The 25732-nt window shown below is 68.4% G+C and carries 20 protein-coding genes; 16 read left to right on the top strand and 4 right to left on the bottom strand.

The annotated features are described in order from the left end of the window. The 3 genes from AC3WT6_RS10750 to AC3WT6_RS10740 all read left to right on the top strand — a co-directional run bounded on the left by AC3WT6_RS10750 (position 1) and on the right by AC3WT6_RS10740 (position 4175). The gene (locus AC3WT6_RS10750; RefSeq protein WP_492653570.1) at positions 1–1431 is read left to right on the top strand and encodes a mannose-1-phosphate guanylyltransferase/mannose-6-phosphate isomerase; all 1431 of its coding nucleotides are present in this window, start codon (positions 1–3) and stop codon (positions 1429–1431) included. Beyond that, a complete protein-coding gene (locus tag AC3WT6_RS10745) occupies positions 1428–2780 on the top strand; it encodes a phosphohexomutase domain-containing protein (RefSeq protein WP_492653569.1) in 1353 nt (450 codons plus the stop codon). The genes AC3WT6_RS10750 and AC3WT6_RS10745 overlap by 4 nt, the downstream gene beginning before the upstream one ends. 237 nt (positions 2781–3017) lie before the next feature. Then, entirely contained in the window at positions 3018–4175 is a 1158-nt protein-coding gene (locus tag AC3WT6_RS10740; protein ID WP_492653568.1) for an MraY family glycosyltransferase, read from the top strand. A gap of 7 nt (positions 4176–4182) precedes the next feature. Here AC3WT6_RS10740 and zapE read toward each other — a convergent pair whose 3' ends face one another. The 3 genes from zapE to AC3WT6_RS10725 are packed head-to-tail and all read right to left on the bottom strand — an operon-like array spanning position 4183 to position 7342. Beyond that, positions 4183–5268, bottom strand: a complete 1086-nt coding sequence (zapE, locus tag AC3WT6_RS10735) for a cell division protein ZapE (RefSeq protein WP_492653835.1) — start codon at positions 5266–5268, stop codon at positions 4183–4185. Next, positions 5268–6596, bottom strand: coding sequence for a D-arabinono-1,4-lactone oxidase (locus AC3WT6_RS10730; RefSeq protein ID WP_492653567.1), 1329 nt, complete (start codon positions 6594–6596; stop codon positions 5268–5270). The genes zapE and AC3WT6_RS10730 overlap by 1 nt, the downstream gene beginning before the upstream one ends. Then, positions 6593–7342: a lysophospholipid acyltransferase family protein gene (locus tag AC3WT6_RS10725; protein WP_492653566.1), complete on the bottom strand. Its 750-nt coding sequence runs from the start codon at positions 7340–7342 to the stop codon at positions 6593–6595. Before AC3WT6_RS10725 ends, AC3WT6_RS10730 begins: the two co-directional genes overlap by 4 nt. A 17-nt stretch (positions 7343–7359) precedes the next feature. Between AC3WT6_RS10725 and xerD the strand changes: the two genes are divergently transcribed. Beyond that, positions 7360–8310 (top strand): site-specific tyrosine recombinase XerD, encoded by a 951-nt coding sequence (xerD, locus tag AC3WT6_RS10720; protein ID WP_492653565.1) that lies wholly within the window; start codon positions 7360–7362, stop codon positions 8308–8310. A 258-nt stretch (positions 8311–8568) separates the two neighbouring features. Beyond that, positions 8569–9423, top strand: coding sequence for a DsbC family protein (locus tag AC3WT6_RS10715; protein ID WP_492653564.1), 855 nt, complete (start codon positions 8569–8571; stop codon positions 9421–9423). A 66-nt stretch (positions 9424–9489) separates the two neighbouring features. Here the strand turns inward: AC3WT6_RS10715 and clpB are convergent, their stop codons facing one another. Beyond that, positions 9490–12099 (bottom strand): ATP-dependent chaperone ClpB, encoded by a 2610-nt coding sequence (gene clpB / locus AC3WT6_RS10710; protein WP_492653563.1) that lies wholly within the window; start codon positions 12097–12099, stop codon positions 9490–9492. 216 nt (positions 12100–12315) lie between these two features. On the opposite strand from clpB, the gene AC3WT6_RS10705 reads away from it, so the two are divergent. The 11 genes from AC3WT6_RS10705 (at position 12316) to AC3WT6_RS10655 (ending at position 25731) form a co-directional block, all read left to right on the top strand. Next, positions 12316–13554 (top strand): SLBB domain-containing protein, encoded by a 1239-nt coding sequence (locus AC3WT6_RS10705; RefSeq protein WP_492653562.1) that lies wholly within the window; start codon positions 12316–12318, stop codon positions 13552–13554. Then, positions 13551–14978, top strand: coding sequence for a GumC family protein (locus AC3WT6_RS10700; RefSeq protein ID WP_492653561.1), 1428 nt, complete (start codon positions 13551–13553; stop codon positions 14976–14978). Before AC3WT6_RS10705 ends, AC3WT6_RS10700 begins: the two co-directional genes overlap by 4 nt. Beyond that, the gene (locus AC3WT6_RS10695; RefSeq protein ID WP_492653560.1) at positions 14975–15838 is read left to right on the top strand and encodes a CpsD/CapB family tyrosine-protein kinase; all 864 of its coding nucleotides are present in this window, start codon (positions 14975–14977) and stop codon (positions 15836–15838) included. Before AC3WT6_RS10700 ends, AC3WT6_RS10695 begins: the two co-directional genes overlap by 4 nt. Before the next feature lie 6 nt (positions 15839–15844). Beyond that, entirely contained in the window at positions 15845–16798 is a 954-nt protein-coding gene (locus AC3WT6_RS10690) for a glycosyltransferase family 2 protein (protein WP_492653559.1), read from the top strand. Between the two features lie 129 nt (positions 16799–16927). Then, on the top strand, positions 16928–18754 hold the full coding sequence (gene asnB, locus AC3WT6_RS10685) for an asparagine synthase (glutamine-hydrolyzing) (protein ID WP_492653558.1): 1827 nt from the start codon (positions 16928–16930) through the stop codon (positions 18752–18754). Next, entirely contained in the window at positions 18751–20046 is a 1296-nt protein-coding gene (locus AC3WT6_RS10680; protein WP_492653557.1) for a lipopolysaccharide biosynthesis protein, read from the top strand. Before asnB ends, AC3WT6_RS10680 begins: the two co-directional genes overlap by 4 nt. Further along, positions 20043–21401, top strand: coding sequence for an O-antigen ligase family protein (locus AC3WT6_RS10675; protein WP_492653556.1), 1359 nt, complete (start codon positions 20043–20045; stop codon positions 21399–21401). The genes AC3WT6_RS10680 and AC3WT6_RS10675 overlap by 4 nt, the downstream gene beginning before the upstream one ends. Next, entirely contained in the window at positions 21388–22131 is a 744-nt protein-coding gene (locus tag AC3WT6_RS10670; protein WP_492653555.1) for a WecB/TagA/CpsF family glycosyltransferase, read from the top strand. The genes AC3WT6_RS10675 and AC3WT6_RS10670 overlap by 14 nt, the downstream gene beginning before the upstream one ends. 67 nt (positions 22132–22198) lie before the next feature. Further along, the gene (locus AC3WT6_RS10665) at positions 22199–23578 is read left to right on the top strand and encodes an undecaprenyl-phosphate glucose phosphotransferase (RefSeq protein WP_492653554.1); all 1380 of its coding nucleotides are present in this window, start codon (positions 22199–22201) and stop codon (positions 23576–23578) included. Between the two features lies 1 nt (position 23579). Next, on the top strand, positions 23580–24515 hold the full coding sequence (locus AC3WT6_RS10660) for a glycosyltransferase family 2 protein (RefSeq protein WP_492653553.1): 936 nt from the start codon (positions 23580–23582) through the stop codon (positions 24513–24515). A gap of 4 nt (positions 24516–24519) precedes the next feature. Next, the gene (locus AC3WT6_RS10655; protein ID WP_492653552.1) at positions 24520–25731 is read left to right on the top strand and encodes a hypothetical protein; all 1212 of its coding nucleotides are present in this window, start codon (positions 24520–24522) and stop codon (positions 25729–25731) included. Position 25732: the final 1 nt, after the last annotated feature.

The following is a 25732-nucleotide window of genomic DNA, read 5'->3' as shown; positions in this document are numbered from 1 at the left end:
ATGAATGAACAACTGCCACTGGTGCCCGTGCTGATGGCGGGCGGTACCGGTACCCGCCTGTGGCCGTTGTCGCGCGAACAGTTCCCTAAGCAGTTTCTAGGCCTGCTGGAGGAACGTAGTCTGTTACAGGTGACTGCGCAGCGCGCGGCCGCTATTCCTGGAGCGGCATCTCCGGTGGCGATCTGCGGTGAAGACCAACGCTTCCTGGTGGGCGAGCAGTTACGTGAGCTGGGAATCCAGGACGCTTGCGTGCTGATTGAACCGGCTGGTCGTAACACTGCGCCGGCGGCAGCCTGCGCCGCCCTGCATGCCCAGGCGAAATACGGGGAGCAGGCGCTGGTCTTGCTGATGGCCGCGGATCACGTTATCGCTGACCAAGCCGCGTTCATCCGGGCAGTTCAGACGGCGAGTCAGGTCGCCCGGGACGGGCAGATCGTTGTGTTCGGTATTCAACCCACTCGCGCGGAGACCGGTTACGGCTATCTCAAGGTGGGTGTTGCCCAGGGGGACGGTGCCTACCGGTTGCAGCGATTTGTCGAGAAGCCGGATCGTGAGCGTGCAGAGGCGATGCTTGCGGAGGGAGGCTACTACTGGAATGGCGGGCTTTTTCTATTTCGCGCCGATGTGATGTTGGGTGAGCTTTCGCGCTTCGAACCAGAGATGGCCTCGCAGGTGCGGCAGGCGCTGGCTCTCGCCAAGGCTGATCTCGACTTTGTAAGGCTCGACGCGCGGAGCTTTAGGGCTTGCCGCAACGAATCCATCGACTACGCGGTAATGGAGAAGACCGACAAGGCGGCGGTAGTTCTGATGGATGCTGGCTGGGATGATGTCGGTGCTTGGACCTTCCTTGACCAGCAACCCAAAGACTCGGATGGCAATGCTGCCCGCGGCGACATCTGGTTACACAATGCGCACAACAACCTGATTCATGCCAGTTGCCGACTAGTGGCGCTGGCCGGGGTAGATGACGTCATCGTTGTGGAGACCAAAGATGCCGTCTTGGTAACGACTCGAGAACATGCTCAGGACGTCAAACATATTGTTGCCAAGCTCAAGCTGAACGGTCGATCCGAGGCAGTCCAGCACTCCACGGTCTATCGCCCCTGGGGCAGCTACGAGACCGTTGCCATGGACGAGCGCTTCCAGGTGAAGCGCATCATCGTCAAGCCCGGTCAGAAGCTGAGCCTGCAGATGCACCACCACCGTGCCGAGCACTGGATCGTGGTGAAGGGCACCGCCGAGATCACCGTGGGGGAGAAGGTCTTCATCCTCACCGAGAACCAGTCCACCTACATTCCGCTGGGCGAGAAGCACCGGCTGGTGAATCCGGGCCGGGTGCCGCTGGAGCTGATCGAGGTGCAGTCGGGGTCCTACCTGGGCGAGGACGACATCGTCCGCTTCGAAGACATCTACGGCCGGAGCCCGAAATGAGCCGGCTGCCGGCCTTCAAGGCCTATGACATCCGCGGCCGGGTGCCGGACGAGCTGAATCCGGATATCGCCTATCGGCTTGGCATCGCCTACGCCGAGCTGTTCGCGCCGAAGAAGATCGCGCTCGGACGCGACATCCGCCATTCCTCGCTGCCGCTGCTGCAGGCGCTGGCCCATGGCTTCGTTGCGCGCGGGGTCGAGGTGCTGGACATCGGACTGGGTGGCACCGAAGAGGTCTACTGGGCGGCGCAACAGCCGGGCGTGGATGGCGGCATCATGGTCACCGCCAGCCACAATCCGATGGACTACAACGGCATGAAGCTGGTGCGCGGTGGCGCGGTGCCCATTTCCGGCGACTCCGGTCTGCGCGAGCTGGAAGCGCGGGTTGCCGCCTCCAGCGCCCTGGCGCCGGCGGGCGCGCCGGCGATGACCAAGGCCGACTTCCGGCCTGCCTATGTGCAGCACCTCCTAGGCTATGTGGCGGGTCAGCCGCTGAAGCCGCTGAAGATCGTGGTCAACGCCGGCAACGGCACCGCCGGCCTAGTGATCGACGCGCTGGCGCCGCATCTGCCTTTCGAGTTCATCCGCGTACATCACCGGCCGGACGGTGATTTCCCCAATGGCATCCCCAACCCGCTGCTGCCGGAAATGCGCGCCGACACTGTCGCGGCTGTGCGCGAGTACGGCGCCGACTTCGGCGTCGCCTGGGACGGCGACTTCGACCGCTGCTTCTTGTTCGACGAGCACGGCGGCTTCATCGAGGGCTATTACATCGTCGGCCTGTTGGCCGAGGCCCTGCTGGTCAAGGAGCCGGGCGCCAAGATCATCCACGACCCGCGGCTGACCTGGAACACCGTCGACATGGTGCGCGCCGCCGGTGGCGTGCCGGTGCAGAGCAAGACCGGGCACGCCTTCATCAAGGAGCGCATGCGCGCCGAGAACGCTATCTACGGCGGCGAGATGAGCGCTCACCATTACTTCCGCGACTTCGCCTATTGCGACAACGGCCACATCCCCTGGCTGCTGGTCGCGGCGCTGGTGTCGCGCACTGGCAAGACGCTGTCGCAGCTGGTCGAGGACCGTATGCGCGCCTATCCGGCCTCCGGCGAGATCAACCGCCAGGTTCGCGACGTGCGTGTCACCATCGCCCGCATCGAAGCCGAGTACGCACCCGCTGCCCAGTTGGTCGAGAAGGTCGATGGCCTCTCCTGCGATTACGGCAGCTGGCGCTTCAACCTGCGCGGCTCCAATACCGAGCCGGTGCTGCGCCTGAACGTCGAGGCCCGTGGCGATGCCGCGCTGATGCGCCGGCAGACCGAGCAACTGCTGAGCCGTATCGACGCCGCCTGAGCCAGGGCCGGCGAAAGGCCGGACCTGACGATTTGTGTTGCATCTGAGCAAAAACCCGAATCAGGTTGACGGAAGCTGACAATTTGTTGTCAGCTTGTAAAGCCGGTCAACCGGCATCGCTGCACCACGTTCTGTTTGCAGGACGTTCCCTAACAGCTGCGTAACTCCAAAGCCTGATGGCTGGCGCGGGGTTTGCTCGGTGTTAACCGCGATGTGGTTCGGGTCTTAGAGGTCACTATGCTGGCGTATATCGTTCTCGGCTCGCTGACGAGCTTCTGGTTCACCTGGCTGACCATCCTGCTGGCCCGCCATCACCAGATTGGTTCCGACGAAGCTTCGGGGGTGCAGAAGTTTCACGATCACTGGGTGCCGCGCCTGGGCGGCGTGCCGGTGTTTGCCGCCTTCGTGACCACCATCCTGCTCGCCGCCTGGCTCAGCAATTCCGAGATCGACCGCAGCGTGCGTCTCCTGGTCTGCACCCTCCCGGCGTTCGGCATCGGCCTGTTGGAAGACGTCACCCGCAAGGCCGGCGTCAGCCCGCGTCTGCTGTTCACCATGATCGCCGCCGCCATCGGCTGGTGGCTGCTCGACGCCCGCTTGCTGCGTCTGGATCTGCCGGTGGTGGACGGCCTGCTGCTGGCCTATCCGCTCGCCGCCTTCGCGCTCACCCTGTTCGCCGCCGGTGGTGTCGCCCATGCGGTCAACATCATCGACGGCTACAACGGCCTCAGTGGTTTTGTCATCGCCGCCGCCTTTGCCGGCATGGCCCTGGTGGCCTGGCAGGTCGGCGACGCCTTCGTGCTGCGGGTCTCGGTGGTCGCGGTGATCGCGGTGGCCGGCTTTCTGGCCTGGAACTTTCCTTACGGCCGCATCTTCCTGGGCGATTCCGGCGCCTACTTCCTCGGTTTCCTGTTTGCCGAAATGGCGATCCTGCTGGTGCATCGCAATCCCGGCGTCTCGGCCTGGTGTCCGATGCTGCTGATGATCTACCCGGTCTGGGAGACGGTGTTCTCGATGATCCGCCGCGGCAGCGAGGGCGGTCTGCACCGGATGGGCCAGCCCGATGCCCTGCATCTGCACCAGCTGGTCTACCGCCGGCTGATGAAGCGCTACGTCGGCTCGCCGAGCCCGGAGCACCGCATCCTGCGCAATTCCCTGACCTCGGTGTATCTCTGGGGGCTGGCGCTGATGAGCATCGTGCCGGCGGTGCTGTTCTGGAATCGGCCGCTGATCCTGATGCTGTTTGCCGCCCTGTTCATCGTCAGCTACGGCGTGCTGTACATCGGCATCGTGCGTTTCCGGGTGCCGCGCTGGCTGGTGGCGGCACCGCTGGACTCCGCGCGCACCCTGCGCTCTGCGGAAGCCGACGTCGACACCGCGGCCGCGACCTCCTAGGGCCGCCTCAGGGCTTGTGCGGCTGCTGTAGGTACTCCAGCGAGCGCATCTCCTGCAGCCGCGAACGGGTGCGGGCGAATTCAAAGACCAAGCGCTCGCCGCGGTAGAGCTCTTCCAGCGGCACATCGGCGGCGATGATCAGCTTCACGCCCCGGTCGTAGAGCTCGTCGACCAGGGTGATGAAGCGCCGCGCCTCGTTCTCGTCGGCAACCGTCAGCTGCGGCACCCGCGACAGCAGCAGGGTGTGATGCAGGTGCGCCAGCTCGATGTAGTCGGCCGCGCCACGCGGCCCCTCGCAGAGTTCGCCAAAGTCGAACCAGACCACGCCGGGCGCGCGCTGGCGGGCGGTCAGTTCGCGGCCGTGGATGTCGAGGTTCACGCCGCTTTGTCCTTCCTGGCCGGCGAAGCGCCGGAAGTACAGCGCCAGCTTTTCCTCGCAGGCGCTGTCGCAGGGGCAGAGATAGAGTTCGGCGTCGGTCAGGTAGCGCAGCCGGTAGTCGATGCCGTGATCGACGTTGAGCACCCGCACGTTGCGCTTCAGGGTTTCGATCGCGGGCAGGAAGTTCTGCCTTTGCAGGCCGTCCTTGTAGAGGCCATCCGGGGCGATGTTGCTGGTGGTGATGAGGGTGACGCCGCGCGCGAACAGGGCTTCCATCAGTCGGCCGAGGATCATCGCGTCGGCGATGTCGGAGACGAAGAACTCGTCGAAGCACAGCACTCGCACCTCGTCGGCGATCTCCTCGGCGACTTTGCTCAAGGGGTCGCGCACCTCCGGGTAGCGGCGCCGGCGCTCGTGCACATCGAGCATGAAGCGGTGGAAGTGGGTGCGGCGCTTGCGCGAGAACGGCAGGGCTTCGTAGAAGAGATCCATCAGATAGGTCTTGCCGCGACCGACCCCGCCCCAGAAGTACAGGCCCTTTACCGCCGGCCAGCGCAGCCGGCTGCTGCCCAGGCGCCGCTTCGGCGGATGCGCGAGCAACTGCTCGTAGACCGTCTGCAGCGCCTCGACCGCCAGTGCCTGGGCCGGGTCGGCGGCGAAGCCCTCGCGCTGCAGATCCAGTTGGTAGCGCGCCTTGGGCGCCAGGGTTTCGATCACGGCAGCGTCACCCCGAACAGGCGCCCCAGGTAGTCGTTGAGGAAGACTCCGCGCGGGTCCAGCCGCGCGCGCAGCGCCAGGAAGTCCCGCCAGCGCGGATACAGCGCGGCCAGCTCGCCGCTCTCCTTGCTGTGCGGCGAACCCCAGTGCGGGCGCGCGTCGTAGCGGTCCAGCACGTCGACGAAGGCGCGGGTCACCGCCGGCATCGGCGCGCCACGGAAGCGCTTCAGCCGGATGAAGGCGGAATCGCGCTGATACGCCGGCGACAGCCAGACCCCATCGGCGGCGACAAAGCCGACCTGCACGGCGGCGTAGCCGCGCGCGCCCAGCAGGTTCAGCAGGCGCTCCAGCTGGGCCAGCGCCTCGGGCAGATCGCTGACCGCCAGCTGGTACTCCAGCAGCTCGGCCTGGCGCAGCAGCGGCCGTGCCTTGGGCTCGGGGGCGGCGTCGATGCGGTCGGCCTCCGGCAGCGCCTGCATCGCCAGCCGCTGCGCACCGCCGGCGAGGCGGGGGAGTTCCTGACTGACCCGCGCCAGCAGCCAGTGTCCGGCATTGCGCATCAGCCATTCTCGACCCTGGGCGCTCAGGGCGGCGCGGCGTGGCGGCAACTCCTGCGCCGGCAGGGCGACCTGGACACGGGTGGCGCCGGTGCCCGGAAACCACTCGAAGGACAGGTGCCGCGCCTTGGCGCGCAGTTCCGGCAGGCGCGCCAGGGTGTCTTCCAGCGCGCTCTTGAACAGGCGCACCCGCAGTGGTTGCGCCAGCTCGCAGCTCAGTTCGACATGACTGACCACGCCCAGTGCGCCCAGCGACAGGCGGGCGGCGTCGAACAGCTCGGCGTTTTCTTCGGCGGAGACCCGGCGAAACACGCCGTCGGCGGTGGTCAGGCCGACCGCGCTGACGCAGGCCGAGAGGTTGCGCTGCAGCGGACCGGAGCCATGGGCGCCGACACTGACTGCGCCGCCGACGGTCGCCGCCGCCGGCCAGCCATCCACCGGCAAGGCCAGGCCGCGCTCGCGCAGCCATTCCGCCAGCGCGCCCAGCGTGGTGCCGGCGCGGACCCAGACTCGCCCGCGTTCGAGGTCGGAGGACTCGACGCCACGGAAATGATCCAGCGCCAGCAGGTTCTCGTCGGTACGCCAGAGCTGGTTGGCGGCGGTGCCGCCGCCGGCCACGCGCAGACGCTCGCCGTCCTCGGCGCAGCGCAGCACTTCCGACTGGATCTGCTCGACGCTGTGGGGACGCGCGATGTGGTGCGGGTCGGCGAGCGCCGCGCCGCGCGCGAAGCGCGTATGCGTGCCTGGGGTGAGGCTGGGAAGTTTCATGGGCCTGGCGCCGGGACTAGGGTATCTGGCTCGCCGCAGCGGTCCAGGATCACGGCACGCACGGCGTCCCGCAGTTGATGCGCCGCATCCCGGCCGCTGCCTTCGGGGTGCAGCGGCGGCAGGATCTCGATTTCGATCTGGCTGCGCCGGGGCAGGCGCGCGCCTTCCGGCAACACCGTGCGGGTGCCGCGGATCACCACCGGCAGCACCGGCACCGTCGCGCGGCTGGCGATGGCGAAGGCGCCGGGCTGGAACGGCAGCAGACCGGGCTCGGCCTTGAAGGTGCCCTCGGCGAAGATCGCGAAGGACTCGCCCTCGTGCAGACGCCGCAGCAGATCGCGGGTCGCCACCGCCGCCTCGCGCGGCGAGCCGCGGTTGACGAAGCTCACGCCCATCCGGCGGATGGTCCGACCCACCAGCGGCCAGTCGGCGGCGCCGTGCTGCACCAGAAAGCTGAAGTGGGCGGGCAGCGCCGCGGTCAGCACCATGCCGTCGAGATAGCTGGCGTGGTTGGCGACGCAGACGCAGGGGCCATCGGGCAGATGCTCCAGGCCGCTGACCCGGATCGGGCAGCCGATCAGGCGCATGATGCCGTGGCTGCCGGCGCGGCCGATGGCGCGGCGGCTGCGTAGCGTCGGGCCGCTGATGATCAGCAGGCACAGCGGCAGCACCGCCAGCGCGAAAGCACCGGTCGCGTAGGCGCCGTACAAGGGTCTGAACAGGGAGCGAAGAACGCGCGCAGGCATCTCCCTATTATAGAGAGATGCCCTCGTCCGCCGATTCGCCGCCGCTGTCCGCCGCCGACCGCGCCCTGCTGGCGGATTTCGCCGACATGCTGCTGCTCGAGCACGGCCTGTCGAAGAACAGTCTGGCCGCCTACCAGTCCGACCTCAGTCTCTACGGCCGCTGGCTGGCGGCGCGCGGCCGCAGCCTGCTGGAGGCCGACGAAGCCGAGCTGCGTGATTACCTCGCCGACCGCCAGCGGCGCGCCGACCCGCGCCAGGCCGGGCAGGGCTTCAATGCCCGCTCCCAGGCCCGCCATCTCACCGCCGCCCGCCGCTTCTACCGCTGGCTGGTGCGCGAGCGCCGCCGCGCGGACGATCCCACCCGCCTGCTGGAGGCCCCCAGACAGGGGCGGGGCCTACCCAAGACCCTGGCGCCGGCCGAGGTCGAACGCCTGCTGGCGGCACCCGACGACAGCCCGCAGGGCCTGCGCGACCGGGCGATGCTGGAACTGATGTACGCCAGCGGCCTCAGGGTCAGCGAGCTGGTCGGCCTGCCGCTGCCACGGGTCAATCTGCAGCGCGGCCTGGTGCTGGTGCTGGGCAAGGGCGGTCGCGAACGTCTGGTGCCGATGGGCGAGGTGGCGCAGCTGGCCATCCAGCGCTGGCTGCAAGAGGCGCGGCCGGCCTATGCCGACGCCGCCAGCCGCAGCGATGCGCTGTTCCTCAGCAATCGCGGCGAGGCCATGACCCGCCACAACTTCTGGCACCGCATCAAGCAGCATGCGCGCAACGCCGGCATCCCGGTGGCCTCGCTGTCGCCGCATACCCTGCGCCACGCCTTCGCCACCCATCTGCTGGAAAACGGCGCCGACCTGCGCGCGGTGCAGAGCCTGCTCGGTCACGCCGACCTCTCCACCACCCAGATCTACACCCACGTCACCCGCGCGCGGCTGAAAGCCCTGCACGCCCAGCATCATCCGAGGGGGTGAGCCCGTTTTCTTGCCGAAGGCAAGAAAACGGGCGAACGCCCGGCCATGGACGGCCGGGCCGGGGGTAAGCAAGAACGATGCAGCCACGCCAGGGATGGCAAGGATGAGCTGAGGTCAGGAGCGAGCGAACGCCCGGCCATGGGCGCCGCCAAACACGACGAAAGCCCTACGCAAGCAGCCCGGCGGCCGCGCCTGCCGCGAACCGACTGGAATCGGATTTGTCATACTCTCGCCGCTTCAATTCCCCGTGACCTCGCAATGCTCCTGTTCCGCCCGGGCCGCCTGGCCCTGATCTTCGCTTCCGTTTCCCTCGCCGCCACCACCGCCTCCTGCGCGCCGCCGATGCCGGAACCGGGTGAGCCCCAGGCTGAGCCGCCCGCGCAGAGCGAGCCGGCCAAGCCGGCCGCCGCGCTCAGCACCGAAACGCCGGACGCTGCCGAACTGCGCGCGCGGTTGACCAAGGCGATGCCGGACCTGGTGCTCGACTCGGTACACCCGGCCGCCATCCCCGGCCTCTACGAAGTGCGCCGCGGCTCGATGTTTGGCTACGTCAGCGCCGACGGCAAATACCTGATCTCCGGCGACCTGGTGAATCTAGAGACCGGCGAGGAACTCACCGAGAACAGCCGCCGCAAGCTGCGCCTGGACGCCCTGGCCCAGCATGGCAGCGAGTCCATCGAGTTTTTCCCGCCCAAGGGCCAGTTGCAGAACGTGGTGACGGTGTTCACCGACGTCGATTGCGGCTACTGCCGCAAGCTGCACAGCGAGATCGCCAGCTACAACGATCTCGGCATCGGCATCCGCTACATGTTCTATCCGCGCAGCGGCCCTGGCAGCGAGTCCTTCAAGCAGGCCGAGTCGGTCTGGTGCTCGATGGATCGCAAGGGAGCGCTGACCAAGGCCAAGCAGGGCGTGCATCTGCCGGCGGCGCCGGAAGGCTGCAAGACCCCGGTGCTGGCCGAGTACAACCTCGGCGGCGAGCTGGGCCTGCGCGGCACGCCGATGCTGGTGTTGCCCAATGGCGAAGTGGTCAACGGCTATGTGCCGGCCGACCGGCTGGCCCAGCGCCTGGCCGAGACCGCGCTGCCGGCGGCCGCCAAGAGCGCGCCCTGAGCTAGCGCCGGAACAAAAAACGGCCGGTCATGATGACCGGCCGTTTTTGTTTGGCTGCTTCGGGCCTTAACCGCGTCCGAAGCTCAGCACGCCGTCCTTCACCCCCACCTGCACGGTATCGCCGGCGGCGAACTTGCCGTCGAGGATCTCCCGCGCCAGCGGGTTCTCGACCTCGGCCTGCACCGCGCGCTTGAGCGGCCGCGCGCCGTAGATCGGGTCGTAGCCGGCCTCAGCGAGGTGATCCAGCGCGGCATCGGAGAAGGTGATGCCGATGTTGCGCTCCTTGAGCCGGGACACCAGGCGCTGGGTCTGGATCGCGGCGATGGCGCGGATCTGCTTGGCCGCCAGCGGATGGAACACCACCGCCTCGTCGATGCGGTTGATGAACTCCGGCCGGAAGTGCTGGCCGACCACCGCCATCACCGCCTCGCGGATTGCCGCGTAATCGCCCTTGGTCGCCTCCTTGCTCATCATCTCTTGGATGAGATGCGAGCCGAGGTTGCTGGTCATCACGATCACGGTGTTGCGGAAGTCCACGGTGCGGCCCTGGCCATCGGTCAGGCGGCCGTCGTCGAGCACCTGCAGCAGCACGTTGAAGACATCGGCATGGGCCTTTTCGACCTCGTCGAACAGCACCACCGAATAAGGCCGGCGGCGCACCGCCTCGGTGAGCGTGCCGCCCTCGTCGTAGCCGACATAGCCGGGCGGGGCGCCGATCAGGCGACTCACCGAATGCTTCTCCATGAACTCGCTCATGTCGATGCGGACGATGGCCTCTTCGGTATCGAACAGGAAGCTCGCCAGCGCCTTGCACAGCTCGGTCTTGCCGACGCCGGTGGGGCCCAAGAACAGGAAGCTGCCGATCGGCCGGTTGGGGTCGGACAAGCCCGCGCGCGAGCGGCGGATGGCATTGGAGACCGACACCACCGCCTCGTCCTGGCCGACCACCCGCTCGTGCAGGGCGGTCTCCATGCGCAGCAGCTTGTCGCGCTCGCCTTCCAAGAGCTTGCTGACCGGGATGCCGGTCCAGCGGCTGACCACTTCGCTGATCTCGTGCTCGCTGACGCTGGTGCGCAGCAGGCGGTTGGCCTGGGCCGGCGAGGGCGTCGCGGATTCGCTCGGCTGCACCGCGGCGGCGGCGCGCTTTTCCAGCTCGGGAATGCGGCCGTACTGCAGCTCCGCCATGCGCGCCAGGTCGCCGCCGCGGCGCGCCGCTTCCAGCTCGATGCGCGCCTTCTCCAGCTCTTCCTTGACGCTGGCCGAGCCCTGCACGGTGACCTTTTCGGCCTTCCACTGCTCTTCGAGATCGGCGCACTCGCGCTCCAGCTTGCTGATCTGCTCTTCGAGCGCGGCGAGCGAGCGCTTGGCGCCCTCGTCGCTTTCCTTCTTCAGGGCCTCGCGCTCGATCTTGAGCTGGATCAGCCGGCGGTCGAGACGGTCCAGGGCCTCGGGCTTGGAGTCGATCTCGATGCGGATGCGGCTCGCCGCCTCGTCCATCAGGTCGATCGCCTTGTCCGGCAGCTGGCGGTCGGTGATGTAGCGGTGGCTGAGCTTCGCCGCCGCGATCAGCGCGCCGTCGGTGATGTCGACGCCGTGGTGCACCTCGTAGCGCTCCTTCAGGCCACGCAGGATGGCGATGGTGTCCTCGACACTCGGCTCGCCGACCAGCACCTTCTGGAAGCGCCGCTCCAGTGCGGCGTCCTTCTCGACGTACTTGCGGTACTCGTCCAGCGTGGTGGCGCCGATGCAACGCAGCTCGCCACGCGCGAGGGCGGGCTTGAGCATGTTGCCGGCGTCCATCGAGCCTTCAGCCTTGCCGGCGCCGACCAGGGTGTGGATCTCGTCGATGAACAGGATCACCCGGCCTTCCTGCTTGGCCAGGTCGTTGAGCACCGCCTTCAGGCGCTCCTCGAATTCGCCGCGGAACTTGGCACCGGCGATCAGCGCCGAGAGGTCCAGCGTCAAGAGGCGCTTGTCCTTGAGCGACTCCGGCACTTCGCCGTTGACGATGCGCTGCGCCAGGCCCTCGACGATGGCGGTCTTGCCCACGCCAGGCTCGCCGATCAGCACCGGATTGTTCTTGGTGCGGCGGGCGAGGATCTGGATGGCGCGGCGGATTTCCTCGTCGCGGCCGATCACCGGGTCGAGCTTGCCGCCGCGGGCGCGCTCGGTGAGATCGACGGTGTATTTGTCCAGCGCCTGGCGCTGATCCTCGGCATTGGCGGAGTCGACCTTGGCGCCGCCGCGCACGGTGGCGATGGCCTTCTCCAGCAGCTCCTTGCGGCCGCCGGCGGCTTTGAGCGCCTCGGCGAGCGGGTCGCGGCCGTCGAGCGCGGCAAGGAAGAACAGCTCGCTGGAAATGAACTGGTCGCCCTGCTTCTGCGCCAGCTTGTCGCAGAGATTGAGCAGGCGCGAAAGCTCAGCCCCGACCTGCACATTGCCGTCGGCCTGGCCGACGGTAGGCAGGCGGTCCAGGGCCTGGCTGAGCTTGCTGCGCAAGAGATCGACATTGATGCCGGCCTGTTGCAGCAGGGGACGGGCGCCGCCGCCTTCCTGGTCGAGCAGGGCGAGGGCGACGTGGACGGGTTCGATGGCGTTGTGATCGCGGCCGACAGCAAGGCTCTGCGCTTCGCTCAGCGCCTCCTGGAACCGGCTGGTCAGTTTGTCCATGCGCATGAGGCATGACTCCTTGAGATGGTGCGGGGCTCCCGCCGGCCTCTTGGCCTTGCGGGTACGGGCTCAACATAAGCCCCGCCTTGGCCCATTCAAGCCCGGCGAGGCGCGCCGGGTGCAAATGCCCTGGCCACAATTACTTGTGGCTAAGCAGTGCCGGAGCCACTAGGGCTTCGTGATAATCTCCGGCATCACGATCTTCCCGGCGTGCACGGGGGTATGGGAAAGACGACCGGCAAGCAGCGGTGGCATCGGTTCGGGCTGGGCATCGCTGCCCCGGCCCTGGGCCTGTTCTGCTCGGCCTGCGCCTGGCTGATGCCGCCCGCCGAAGTGCCGCCGCCCTGGCAGGCCGCCGGTCTGCCGCCGCCCGCGGCTAGCACTGCCGGGCAGATGCCGGCCAGCGCCGGCGAGCCGGCCCGCCAGCCCATCCCGTCGGCGCTGCCCAGCCTGTTGCCGCCGCCGGCCGAATCGCCCGCAGGCTATGCCGAAGAACCCAGCCCGCGACGGCCGGCGATCTATCTCGCCAGCGATCCGCTGGGTTCGCTGCCGGCGCTGAGCGAGTTGCCGCCGGCCGCCGAGCCGTCGCTGGCGACGTCAGCGAGCCAAGCCGCCACCGCCAGCGAGGCCGCGCCAGCGCCAGAGCCGGCGGCGCCCGCTGCTGCCTGGCGGCAGGCGGCGATCCCCGAGGGCAGCAACCGCACGCCGGTGGGGCGCATGCCGCCGCCGGCTGCCATGCCCGGCTTTCTGATCGGCGCCGGCGATACCGTAGTCATCACCGTGCTCGGCCGCCCGGAGCTGTCGGCCAGCGGCAATGTCTCTGGCGATGGTCTGGTGACCGCCGCCCTGATCGGCGCCGTGCCGGTGCTGGGCCTCAGCCCCCAGCAGGCGGCGCAGCGCATCGCCCAGGCCTATCGGGATGGCCAGTACCTGGTCGATCCGCAGGTGACGGTGACGCTCAGCGACTACCAGAGCCAGCAGCTCTCGGTGCTGGGCGAGGTGAAGTCCCCGGGCCGCTTTGCCATGCGCACCCGGTTGTCCATCCTCGACGCGCTGGCTCTGGCTGGCGGCATCAACGACAGCGGCGCCCAGCTCGCCTACATCCTGCGCCCCGAGGACAGCGTGGTGACCCGCTACGAGATCGACCTCGATGCGCTGTTGCAGGCCGGTGCCGGCCAACAGTATTTCGAGTTGCTCGCCGGCGACACCGTGGTGGTGCCCAAGGCCGAGCTGTTCTACATCTACGGCGAGGTGAAATCGCCCAATGCCTACAAGCTCAAGCCGGGGTTGACGGTGATCCAGGCGCTGTCGCTGGCCGGCGGCCTCAGCGACAAGGGCAGCGACCGCCGCATCGACCTCCGCCGCCAGGGCGAGAACGGCCAGCTGCAAACCCAGGCGGCCACACTCAGCGATACCCTGCTGCCCAATGACGTGATCTACGTACGGGAGAGGCTGTTTTGAGCGACCCGGCGATCCAGGCGACACCGGCCCTGCTGCCGGCCGCCTATCTCAGCCCCGGCATCTCGCTGGCGCAGCTGTGGGCGGCGCTGCGCTATTACCGCTGGATCATCCTCGGCAGCATGTTCGGCTGCGCCTTCATCGCCGGCGTGCTCAGCAAGCTGGTGCTGGCCAAGGTCTACGAGGCCAGCGCCTCGCTGTACGTCGATTTCGAGGTCAACGACCCGGCCAGCGGCCGCGACTTTCCGCAGATGCTGGCGACCAGCTACATGTCTACCCAGAAGGCCTTGATCGAAAGCCCCAGCGTGCTCTTGCCGGTGATCGACAAGCTGGGCTGGGTGGGCAAGCCGGAATTCGCCAAGGGCTATGTCGCCAGCCGTGACGGCGAGCTGCGCCAGTACCTGATGGAAAAAGTGCTGGCCGAGAAGCTCAGCGTGGCGCCCTACAAGGACAGCCGGCTGATCAGCATCAGCTGGCAGGGCAAGAACCCGGCCGAGGTGGCGCGCGCGGTCAACACCATCGCCGAGACCTATGCCGAGCTGCATCTGAAGCGCAGCCTGGAGCCGGCGCAGGCGCGCGCCCGCGAGTATTCCGAGCAGCTAGAGAGCCTGCGCAAGGCGGTGGACGCGGCGCAGGCCAGGGTCAGCGAATTCCGCGAGCGCAGCGGCCTGATCGATCTCGACGCCAGGGTCGATGTCGAGGCGCAGAGCCTGCTCGGGCTCAACCAGCGCCGCCTGCAACTGGAGGACGAAAGCCGCAGCGCCGCGCTGCGCCGCTCCGAGTACGAGCGGCTGCGGCAGGCCAGCGGCGCCGGCGAGGCCAATATCGAATTGCTCGGCAATCCCTACATCCAGAATCTCAAGACCCAGCTGGCCAGCCAGGAAGCGCGGCTCGCCGAGCTGTCCAAGACCCTGGGCCCACGGCATCCGGAATACGTGGCGGTGGCCACCGAGATCGAGGCGCTGCGGACCCGGCTGGCGCGCGAGAGCGAGCTGTTTCAGGACGGTGTGCGCGGCGATGCCGCCCGTGCCAGCGGTGGCGCCGCCGGGGTTGCCGAGGCGGCCGAGGCGCAGCGGCTGAGGCTGCTGGAGACCCGGCGCTTGCAGGAGGAAGGTGCCAGCCTGCTGCGCGCGCTGGAGGCGGCCAAGACCGTCTACGACCGCGCCGTGCAGGGCTATGAAACCGTGCTGCGCTCGAGCGCCACCAAGTACAGCAATGTCTCGGTGGTCAGCATCGCGCCGCTGCCGACCAAGCCGATCAAGCCCAAGGCCAAGGTCAATGTGGTTCTCGGCCTTCTGGCCGGTGGCCTGCTGGCGATGGCGGGCTGCCTGGGCTGGGAGCTGCTGCACCGGCGCATCCGCTGCGCCGAGGACATGCAGGGCGAGATGACCGAGCCGGTGCTGGCGGAACTGGGGACGCTGAAATGAGCCTGGTTCCCGGCCGTCAGTTCGCCAGCATCGAGGACCCGACCCACGTCGCCCAGTACCTGATCCGCTACGTCGGGCTCGGCGAGGAGGCCTTGCAGGCGATCGCCGAGCTGCGTGCCCGCGAAGAGCTGCGGTTTTCCGAAGCGGCGCTGCGCCTGGGCCTGGTCACCCAGGCCGATGTCGATGCCGCGCTCAGCGCCAGCCGCAATCTCGATTCCGAGCGGCCGGCGCGGGCCCAGCCGGATGCGCAGCTGGTGGTGGCGCACGACCCTTTCGACCCGCACAGCGAGCAGATCCGCGCGCTGCGCACCAGCATCCTGCTGCGCCAGGGCGAGGCCGCGACCAATGTACTGGCGGTGGTCAGCAGCCAGCGCGGCGAGGGCCGCAGCCGGCTGGCGGCGGAACTGGCGATCAGCTGCGCGCAGCTCAAGCAGCCGACGCTGCTGGTCGATGCCGACCTGCGCAACCCCGGCCTGCACCGGCTGTTCGGGCTCGACAACGCGCAGGGTCTCGCCAATGCCCTGGCCGAGACCGCTGCGCCGCAGATCAACGGCGTCAACGGCCTGCCGCAACTGAGCCTGCTCACCGCCGGGCTCAGCGCCGGCAATCCGCTGGAGCTCTTGTCTTCCGACGCGCTCAGCGCGCTGCTGGTCGGCTGGCGCCGGCGCTACCGGCACATCGTCTTCGACACCCCGGCGGTGGCGAGCGTCTCTGATGCCCTGGCGGTGGCCAGCCATGCCGGCGCCGCGCTGCCGCTGGCGCGCCTGCACCGCACGCCGACGCGCGACTGGAAGAGCCTGATCCAGCGCCTGCACAGCACCCGCGCGCAGGTGCTGGGTGGCGTGCTCAAGCGTTTCTAGCGCCATATGTCTTCCACTCTCGCCAGGGTCAGCGTTTGCATCTGCACCTACCGGCGGCCTCAGCAACTGGCTTGGCTGCTGGCTGATTTGGGCGCGCAGACCCGCCGGCCGGACGAGGTGGTGGTGGTGGACAACGAGGCCGAGGGCGGCGGCCGCGCCAGCGTCGAGGCGGCGCGCACCGGTGCGCCGTTTCCGATCCGCTACGAGATCCAGCCGGTGAAGAACATCTCGCGCACCCGCAACCGGGCGGTGGCGCTGGCCGAGGGCGACTGGCTGGCCCTGCTCGACGACGACGAGCGCGCGCCCGCGCACTGGCTGCACACCCTGCTCGACACCGCCGCGCGCTACCAGGCCGACGGCGTGATCGCACCGGTGGTCTCCGTGGTTCCGGATTCGGCGCCGGCCTGGATACGCCGTGGTTGCTTCTACCAACCCACGCGTGACACGCCCACCGGCGAGATCATGCCGCTCAACAGCGTCGGCATCGGCAACGCACTGCTGCATGGCGCGCGGCTCAGAGCCCTGGAAGGGCCCTTCGACGAGGCCTATGGCCTCAGCGGCGGTGAGGACAGCGATCTGCTCACCCGCCTGGTGCAGGGCGGCGCCCGGCTGGTGGCCTGCCAGGAGGCCGCGGTCACCGAGCCGGTGGTGGCGGCGCGCCTGAACCTGCGCTGGATCCTGCTGCGCGCCGTGCGTGGCAATCAGGACTACGCCCGCAACTGGCGCCGCGGCCGCTTCGGCGCACTTCGCCCCTGGTCGCTCCCCGTGTTTTATCTGCGCGCCGCCCTGCAACTGGGCGTCGCGGCGCTGCTGACGCCGCTGAGCCTGCCGCTGGGGCGTCACCGCGCGGCGCGCTGGCTGCAAACGGCAGCCGGCAATTTCGGCAAGCTCTCGACGCTCTGGGGTTGGCACTACCAGGAGTACGCGCCGCCCTCCGCAAACCCGGCGCCGAGGCGCTGAGCGGCGCTGGCGCCGTGGTCCGTTCATGCCCATGAACGCTGGTGCGCAAGCTGCTCCTGTACGCTGTCGGCGACAGCAAGTCCCGACGGTGGGAACCCCGCCGAACGCCACCACCCACGCGAACTGAACATGTGCGGAATCGCCGGCATCGCCGCCTACCACTCTCGCGCGCCCGAGGTCGACGAGGCCGAGTTGCTGGCGATCCGCGACCGCATGCAGGCGCGTGGGCCGGATGGCGCCGGGCTCTGGCTGTCGCCCGACCGCCGCATCGGTCTGGCGCACCGGCGGCTTGCGATCCTCGACCTCTCCGACGCTGGCCGGCAGCCGATGTTCAGCCCGGACCGGCAGGTGGTGATCAGCTTCAATGGCGAGATCTACAACTACCCGGCGCTGCGCGCGGAGCTGCTCGCCGCCGGTGTGGCGCTGCGCTCGAGCTGCGATACCGAGGCGATCATCCACCTCTACCTGCGCGAGGGCACCGCTGCCTTTAGGCGCCTGCGCGGGATGTACGGCATCGCGCTCTGGGACGCGCGCCTGGCCAAGCTCTATCTGGTGCGCGACCCGCTGGGCATCAAGCCGCTCTACTACGCCGACGATGGCCACAGCCTGCGCTTCGCCTCGCAGGTGAAGGCGCTGATGGCCTCGCCGGCGGTGTCGGCGCAGCGCGATCTTGCCGCCACCGCCGGCTTCTTCGTGCGCGGCGCCATTCCCGAACCGCGCACCTGGCTGGCCGACGTCAAGGCGCTGCCCGCCGGCCACTGGCTGGAGGTGAGCGAAGGCCGGCGCGGCGAGCCGGTGGCCTTCGAGACCATCGAGGAGGTCTATCAGCAGGCGCCGGCGCCGGGCTTGGGCTCGCTGGAAACCCTGGCCGAAACCATCGCCGGCTCGGTGGCGGCGCATCAGCTCGCCGATGTCGAGGTGGGTCTGTTCCTGTCCTCGGGCCTGGACTCCACCCTGCTGCTGGCGTTGGCGGCGCGCGCCGGCCGACCGATCCAGAACAGCCTGACCCTGGTGCCGGATGTCTATCGCGGCACCGCCGACGACGAGGGCCAGTACGCCGAACGTCTGGCCCAGCGCTATGGCGCCAAGCACCACAATCTGCTGCTGAGCGCGGCCGAAGTGCCGGACCTCCTGGAGCGCTACTTCGCCGATGTCGATCAGCCGACGGTGGATGGCCTCAACACCTGGCTGATCAGCCGCGCGGCGGTGGGCCTGGGCCTGAAGGTGGCGCTGTCCGGTCTGGGCGGCGACGAGATGCTGGCCGGCTATCCCTCGTTCCGGCAGGCGCCGTTCGCCGCGCGCTACGGGCGCTGGCTGCCGTTCCAGAAGTTCGCCCGCGAACGCCTGCTGCCCTGGGCGGCACCGGCCATCGGTAGACATCTGTCGACGCCGAAGTGGCCGGCCCTGCTCGGCTACACCGACGGACTGGCACCGTCGTATCTGATGATGAAGGCGCTGTTCCTGCCCTACGAGCTGCCGCTGCTGATGGGCCGCGAGGCGGCCCAGGAGGCGCTGCGGCTCTGGGATCTCGATGCCCAGCTCGCCGCCGAGAACGCCACCGTCGCCGGCTGGCGGCCGCTGGCGGCGGTGTCCTATCTGGAGTCGCGGCACTACATGCGCAACCAGTTGCTGCGCGACTCCGACTGGGCCGGCATGGGGCATTCGCTGGAAATCCGCACGCCGCTGGTGGACCGCGAGGTGCTGCGCGCCGCCGCCGCCGCGCTGCAAAGCGGCGCGGTGACCAACAAGCGCGCGGTGATCCGGCAGATGTTGCCGGAGCTGGAAAGCCAGATCCTCAACAAGCCCAAGACCGGCTTCACCCTGCCGATGAACCACTGGCTGCAAACCCTGCCCAGCCTCGCCGCCTGGCGCCAGGTGCCGCTGCTCACCGCCGGCAACACCTATGGCGGCCGGCGCTGGGCCTATGTGGTGGCCAAGCACATGGGCCTGCTGTGAGCGAGGCCGCCGAAGCGCCTGGCGCCGGGGCAGGGCGCTCGCGCTGGCTGAAGCTGTTCAGCAGCGCGGTGATCGACCAGGCGCTGCTGTCGGCCGCCAACTTCCTGGTCGGCCTCTTGCTGATCCGCAATTGCAGCGACGAGGACTACGGCCATTACGTGCTCGGCTTCACCGCGCTGCTGCTGCTCACCGGCTTGCAGGGCGCCTACATCGGCGGGCCGCTGGCGGTGCTGGCGCCACGGCAGTCGCCGGAGCGCAAGCGGCAGATGCTGGCCAGCCTCTACCACCAGTCCGGGCGCTGGACGACGCGCATCGCCCTGGGCCTGGCGGCGCTCAGTGGCGCGCTCGGCCTGGCCGGCCTGCTCAGCCCCTTGCTGGCGGTATTGGCCGCGGTGTACTGCGCGGTGGCGGCCTTCGCCTTGCAGCGCGAATACCTGCGCACCGGCCTGATGATCTACGAGCGCCCGCAGGCGGTGTTGCGCGCCGATCTGGTGTACGTCGCGGTGCTGCTCGCCGGTGTCGCCGCTGCCGCCCTGCTGACACGGCCGGCGGCACCCTGGGCCTTCGCGGCGATGGCGCTGGCCGCCTTGGCGGGGGCGGTGCTGGCGCGCCGCGAGCTGGCGCGCTCCCCGGGCCTGCACGGCGAGGAGCTGCACGGGCTCTGGCGCGAACTGGCGCCGCTGGGCGGCTGGGCGATGGCGGGCTGGCTGGTCTACTGGTCGTTCAGCCAGGGCTACAACTACGTGGTCGCTGGCACGCTCGACCTCGCGGCGGTGGCGGCGCTCAATGCCGTGCGGCTGCTGCTGATGCCGGCGAATCTGATGGTGAGCGGCATCAAGCAGCTGCTGCTGCCGATGGCCGCGCGCTGGCACCAGAGCCTGGGACTGGACTCCATGCTGCGCCGCCTGCTGGCCTTCGCGGCGGTGGTGATGCTGCTGAGCCTGATCTACTTCGGCCTGCTCTGGCTGCTGCGCGACTGGGTGTTCGCGGTGCTGCTCAAGAAGCAGTTCGCCGACCGTGACCAGATGCTGCTGCTGTGGATGCTGATGTTTCTGCTCTCCGGCGTGCGCGATCTGTTGATGACCGCGCTGTTGGTGCGCGAGCAGTTCCGCAGCATGACCGGACTCAGCACGGTGGCGGCGCTGCTGTCGCTGCTGACCTGCTGGCTGGGCACGCTGCACTACGGCGCGGCGGGCGCGATCCTCGGCCTGGTTCTGGGCGAGGCGATCAATCTCGTCGGCGTGCTCTGGCTGATCGCGCGCGAGCGTCGGCGCACCGAGGCCAGAGGGTGAACGGCGCCACTACCTGGGTCGCCGACCGCCAGTTCCGCGGGCTGACCGCCGCGTTGGTGCTGGTGGCGCTGTGGCTGCTGGAACTGCCGGACGGATTCAGCTGGGCGGCGGTGGGACGGCCGGACCTAGCCGCAGATGGCATCAACTTCATCGCCAAGCTGCAATGGCTGCCGCTGTTCGGCCTGGGGGCGCTGCTGATTCTGGCGCGCTTCCGGCTGAGCATGGCGCTGCTGGCGCATCTCAACCCGTTTCTGCTGTTGCTGACGCTGTGGGTGCTGGCCTCGGCGCTGTGGTCCTACGATCCCTCGTTGACGCTGCGGCGGGCGATCAAGGTGGTGGGCGTGCTGCTGATCGCCTGGGGGGTGATGCTGGCGAGCTGGGACTACGGCCGTTACGAACGCCTGCTGCGCTGGGGCATGCTGGCCTTCCTGCTCGCCTCGCTGTTGTTCATGCTGCTCAGGCCGCGCCTGGGCATCCACCAGGCCGACGAAAGCGAGCCGCTGCTGGCCGGCAGCTGGCGCGGTCTGACCGTGCACAAGAACAGCTTCGGTGCCCTGGCCAGCCTGGCGGCGGTGTTCTGGACCCACGCCCTGCTGACCACCGAGCGCAAGGCGGTGGCGGCGCTCGGCTTGCTGGTCTGCCTGATCTGCCTGATCGGCGCGCGCAGCAGCACGGCGCTGGTCTGTGCCCTGGCCTCGATCACCCTGATGCTGGCCGGCCTCAAGACCCGGCTGGTGCAGCGGCCGGGCGCCTTCCTGCTGTTTGCCGCTGCGCTGTTCCTGGTGCCGCTGCTGTGGTTCGTGATCCTCAACGGCCTGCCCAGCCTCGACGAGGCTCTGGGGCCGGTCACCCAATTGCTGGGTCGCGATCTGAGCTTTACCGGGCGTGTGCCGCTCTGGGATGCGCTGCTCGACGAGATTCCCCAGCACCCCTGGCTGGGCACCGGCTACCAGGCCTTCTGGGGGCCACCGGGCACGCTCTCCGACGCCGCGCGCGCCAAGGCCGGCTGGACCAGTGCCAATGGTCACAACGGCTATCTCGACACCAGCAACGAGCTGGGCCTGATCGGCCTCGCCCTGCTGCTCGCCGCCATCGCTTTCGACCTGCGCCGCGCTGCCAAACTGGCGACACTCTCGGCCAGCGTGTTCGCGCTGCATACCGCGGTGCAGTTCTACCAGCTGGTGTCGAATCTGTCGGAGACCATGTTCTTCCGCACCATCTCGCTCACCTTCCTGCTGACCGTGCTGTCCTCGCTGCATCTGGCGCGCATCAGCCTGGATCTCGACCTGCGCCGCCGCCACGGCGGCGCCCTGTCTTCCGCCAGCCAGCCCGGGGTCTCCCATGCGCATTCTTGATGTGCCCTACGACAATCTCACCTTCGCCGCCGCGGTGGATCGCCTGCTGGCGCTCTACGCCCTCGGTCGGCCGGTGTTTGTCACCTACCTCAACATCGACTGCCTGCGAATGGCCGCCGAGAACGCCGAGTACCGCGGCCTGCTGCAGGGCGCCGACAGCGTGCTGCCGGACGGCACCTCGCTGAAGATCGCCACCCGCATGGCCGGCCAGCGCAAGGCCGACCACTACATCGTCACCGATGTCTTCGTCGCCGCCATCGAGAAGCTGGCGGGAATGGGGGCGAAGTTCTATTTCCTGGGCGGCCCGCCGGGTGTCGCCGCCGCCGCCGCCGAGGTCTTGCGCGGGCGACTGCCGAGGATCGAGGTGGTCGGCGCCCGCGACGGCTACTTCAAGGACGACGAGGCGGTGATCGCCGAGATCAATGCCTCCGGCGCTGACATCCTCATCGTCGGCACCGGCGCGCCGCGCCAGGAGCTCTGGCTCGACCGTTACCGCGATCGTCTCAAGCCGCAGTCCCGCTGGGGTGTGGGCGCCTTGTTCACCTGGATTTCCGGTCATCAGGCGCGCGCGCCGATGCTGTTCCAGAAGCTGTATCTGGAATGGTTCTGGCGCCTGCTGCACGAGCCGCAGCGCTTGTTCGTGCGCTACTTCGTGCACGATCTGCCCTTCCTGCTCAGCCTGCCGCTGAAAGGCGTCAAGGCCGAGCCCGGTCCGCCGGAGCGGCCCTGATGTCCGCGATCAGACGCCGGCCGCAGGGCATAATCATCGCGCTCATCGCCGAGGGCCATCCGCGCCCGTGAACCCCAGTTCCAGCCAGCACGCTGCCTTCCTAAACGGCGCCGCCTACGCGCTGACGGTGAGCGCCTATCTGTACCTGCTGGCCTGGGGCTATGGCCAGCCCTTCGAGGCGCCTTACCAGCTGCTGCAATTGATCGCCGGCCTGCTCGCCTACCTTCTGCTGCGTCGCCACGATCTGATCGTCCCCTGGCATCCGGGCCAGGCCGGCAGCGCCGGCACCGGGGTACTGATCGACTGGGGCTGGATCGTCGCGCTGCTGTTGTTCCTGGGCTTCTTCAGCCGCAGCGCCGAGGATTTCTCGCGGGTGGTTCTGTTCACCTGGTTTCTGACCACGCCGCTGCTGTTGCTGGGCCTGCATCTGCTGGTTTCTACGGTCGCCCGCCGGATGGTGCCGGAGCTGGCGCAGGGGCGCAGCACGGTGATCGTGTTCGCCAACGACTCGGCGCGGGTCTTGGCCGACAAGCTGGCGCACGCCAGCGGCTATCGTCTGCTCGGCTACTTCGACGACCGCGACGAAACCCGCACCGACGGCGGCATCCCCGGCCTGCCGCTGCTGGGCAAGGCGCGCGACGTTGCCCAGTACGCCAAGGACCACGGCGTGCAGGTGGTGTTCGTGGTGCTGCCCGATTCCGGCTCGCGGCGCGCCCTGCAATCGCTGGACGAGCTGGGCGACACCACCGCCTCGCTCTACTATGTGCCGGACTTCTTCGTGTTTTCCCTGCTCAAGGCCAAGCTCGGCGAGTTCGAGGGAGTGCCGGTGCTGCAACTGGCGGAAACTCCGTTCTATGGCGCCGACGGCCTGTTCAAGCGCGCCTTCGATATCGTCTTCGGCATCCTCGCCCTGATCGGCCTGACGCCGGTGTTGATCGGCATCGCCATCGCGGTGAAGCTGTCCTCGCCCGGGCCGGTGTTGTTCAAGCAGGCGCGCTACGGCCTCAACGGCCAGCGCTTCGAGGTCTACAAGTTCCGCTCGATGGTGGTCAACAAGGAGGCCGACAGCAAGCAGGCCAGCCGCAACGACAACCGCATCACCCGCGTCGGCGCGATCATCCGCAAGACCTCGCTCGATGAGCTGCCGCAGTTCTGGAACGTGGTTAAGGGCGAGATGAGCGTGGTCGGCCCGCGCCCGCATCCGGTGGCGCTCAACGAAAGCTCGCGCAAGGAAGTTAAGCGCTACATGCTGCGCCACAAGGTCAAACCCGGTGTCACCGGCTGGGCGCAGGTCAACGGCCTGCGCGGCGAGACCGCCAACATCGAGCTGATGGAGGAGCGCATCCGCTTTGACCTCGAATACATCCGCAACTGGTCGCCGCTGTTTGATCTCAAGATCATCCTGCGCACCGTGGTGCTGGTGTTCCGCGACGACATGGCGTTTTGACGTGACCGACCCAGCCCCCAAGCCCGGCCAGCGCATCGTGCCGCTGGTGATCATCATGCCGGTACGCGACGAGCAGAAATACCTGCGCCTCACGCTGGAGTCGCTGGCGACGCAGACCTGGCAGCCGCAGGAGGTGATCGTCGTCGACGACGGCTCCACCGATGCCACGCCGGACATCGTCCGCGAGTTCGCCGCCGCCCATCCCTGGATCCGCCTGGTGAAGCGCGACAACCGTGGCTTCCGCCAGGTCGGCAAGGGCGTGGTGGTGACGTTCGACTTTGGCCGCACGCAGATCGCCAAGCCGGACTGGCAATTCATCACCAAGCTCGACGGCGACATGTCCTTCGGGCCGCGCTACATCGAGAAGGTGCTGGGCCGGCTGGAAGCCGACCCCAAACTCGCCGCCTGTTCGGGCAAGGTGTTCCGGCCGGAAGGGCAGGGTTTCGTCGAAGAATTCATGCTCGACGACATGGTCGCCGGTCAGTTCAAGATGTACCGGCGCGAGGCTTTCGAGGCCATCGGCGGTTTCCGCCAGACCATCCTCTGGGACACGCTGGACTGGCACATGTGCCGGATGAAGGGCTGGAAGACGCTGTCGTTCCACGATCCCGAAGCGCGGCTGATCCACCACCGCATCATGGGTTCCTCCGACAAGAACGTGTACAAGGGCCGCGTCCGTCAGGGGCGTGGCAACTGGTTCGCCGGCTATCACCCGCTGTACATGCTCGCCTCCGGCATCTTCCGCATGCGCGAGAAGCCCTATGTGATCGGTGGCCTGATCCTGATCGGCGCCTACTTCCACAGCCTGTTGCGTGGCGATCCGCAGTTCGACGAGGGCGACTTCCGACAGAAGCTACATGCCTGGCAACTCGGCCAGCTCAAGCGCCTGCCGCGCCGCCTGCTGCGCGGTCGCGTCGCCGGCGAGCAGCTGGACTAGCCCGGTGCGCCTGCGCGCCAGTACCGCCTGGGCGCTCGCCGCCTTGCTGGCCGCGCCTAGTAGCGCGACGCAGGCGCTGAGCCTGGAGCTGAAGCCTTCCGTGCACGCGGAAGTCCGTTATGACGACAACATCTTCCGCGCCTCCGAGACGCCCAGCGCGGGCGCTGCCACCAAGGTCGGCGACGCGCTCAGCCAGTACGGTGCCGGCGCGCGGCTGACGCTGCGCCACAGCCTCCAGAGGCTGGAGTTGCGTGGCGAGTTCGACCAAGTGGACTACCGCGAGCAGAGCCAGCTCGATCACCAGCGCTACCGCCTGGCCACCGAGGCGAAGCTCGCCTATGGCTCCAACTGGCGCGCCGATCTGAAAGCCGAGCGCCGGCGGCGGCTGGAGAACTTCGCCTACCGCGATGACACCCAGCCCGGCTTCGTGCGCCTGGATAACGCCAGCGCCGAGCTGCGCTACGCCATGACACCGCGCTGGAGCGCCAGCGCCAAGGCCGACCGCTACGCCAGCCGCGCCAGCCTGCTCAGCTCGCGCGACTACGATCTCACCGAAACCGGCGTCGAGGCCGGCGGCCAGTACCGGCGCGACGGCTATTCATCGCTGGGTCTGTATCTGCGGCAGGTGGAAGGCGAGTTCCCCAATCGCGTGGTGGTGGCCGGCGACGGTCGCGAGAAGGACTACACGCAGCGTTCGTTGATCCTGCGTGCCGGCTACACGCCTAGCGGACTCTCCGATCTTGCCGCCCAGCTCGGCTACACGCAGCGTCGCCACAGCCAGGCGGATGTCGAGGATTTCTCCGGCTTCACCGGCCGCCTGGCCTACAGCCGCCGCCTCTCCGGGCGCACGCGCCTGAAGGCCGAGGTCTACCGCGATCTCTTCTATGTGGAAGAGGTGAACGCCAACTACGTCGAGAACCTGGGCTTCAGCTTAACTGCCGACTGGCGCTATTCCGCCAAGCTGGCGCTGGCGGCCGCGCTGGAGCGGGTGCAGTCCGACTACCGCGGCAGCAGCGGCATCGCAACGGCCGGCGAACCGCGCAGCGACGATCTGCTGAGCTTAAGCCTGGGCGCTGACTACCAGCCGTTCTACCGCTTCAGCATCCTCCCCGAATACCGTTACGAGCGCCGTGGCTCGAATGCGCTCAACAGCGATTACAGCGACAGCATTGTCGGCGTCGATTTCAGCTATCGCTACGGCGCGGCCTGGGACTAGC

It is taken from the genome of Stagnimonas sp. FW305-C-60 (assembly GCF_058782965.1).
Note: the sequence above shows the minus strand (reverse complement) of the source record. Positions and strands in the feature narration are given on the sequence as shown.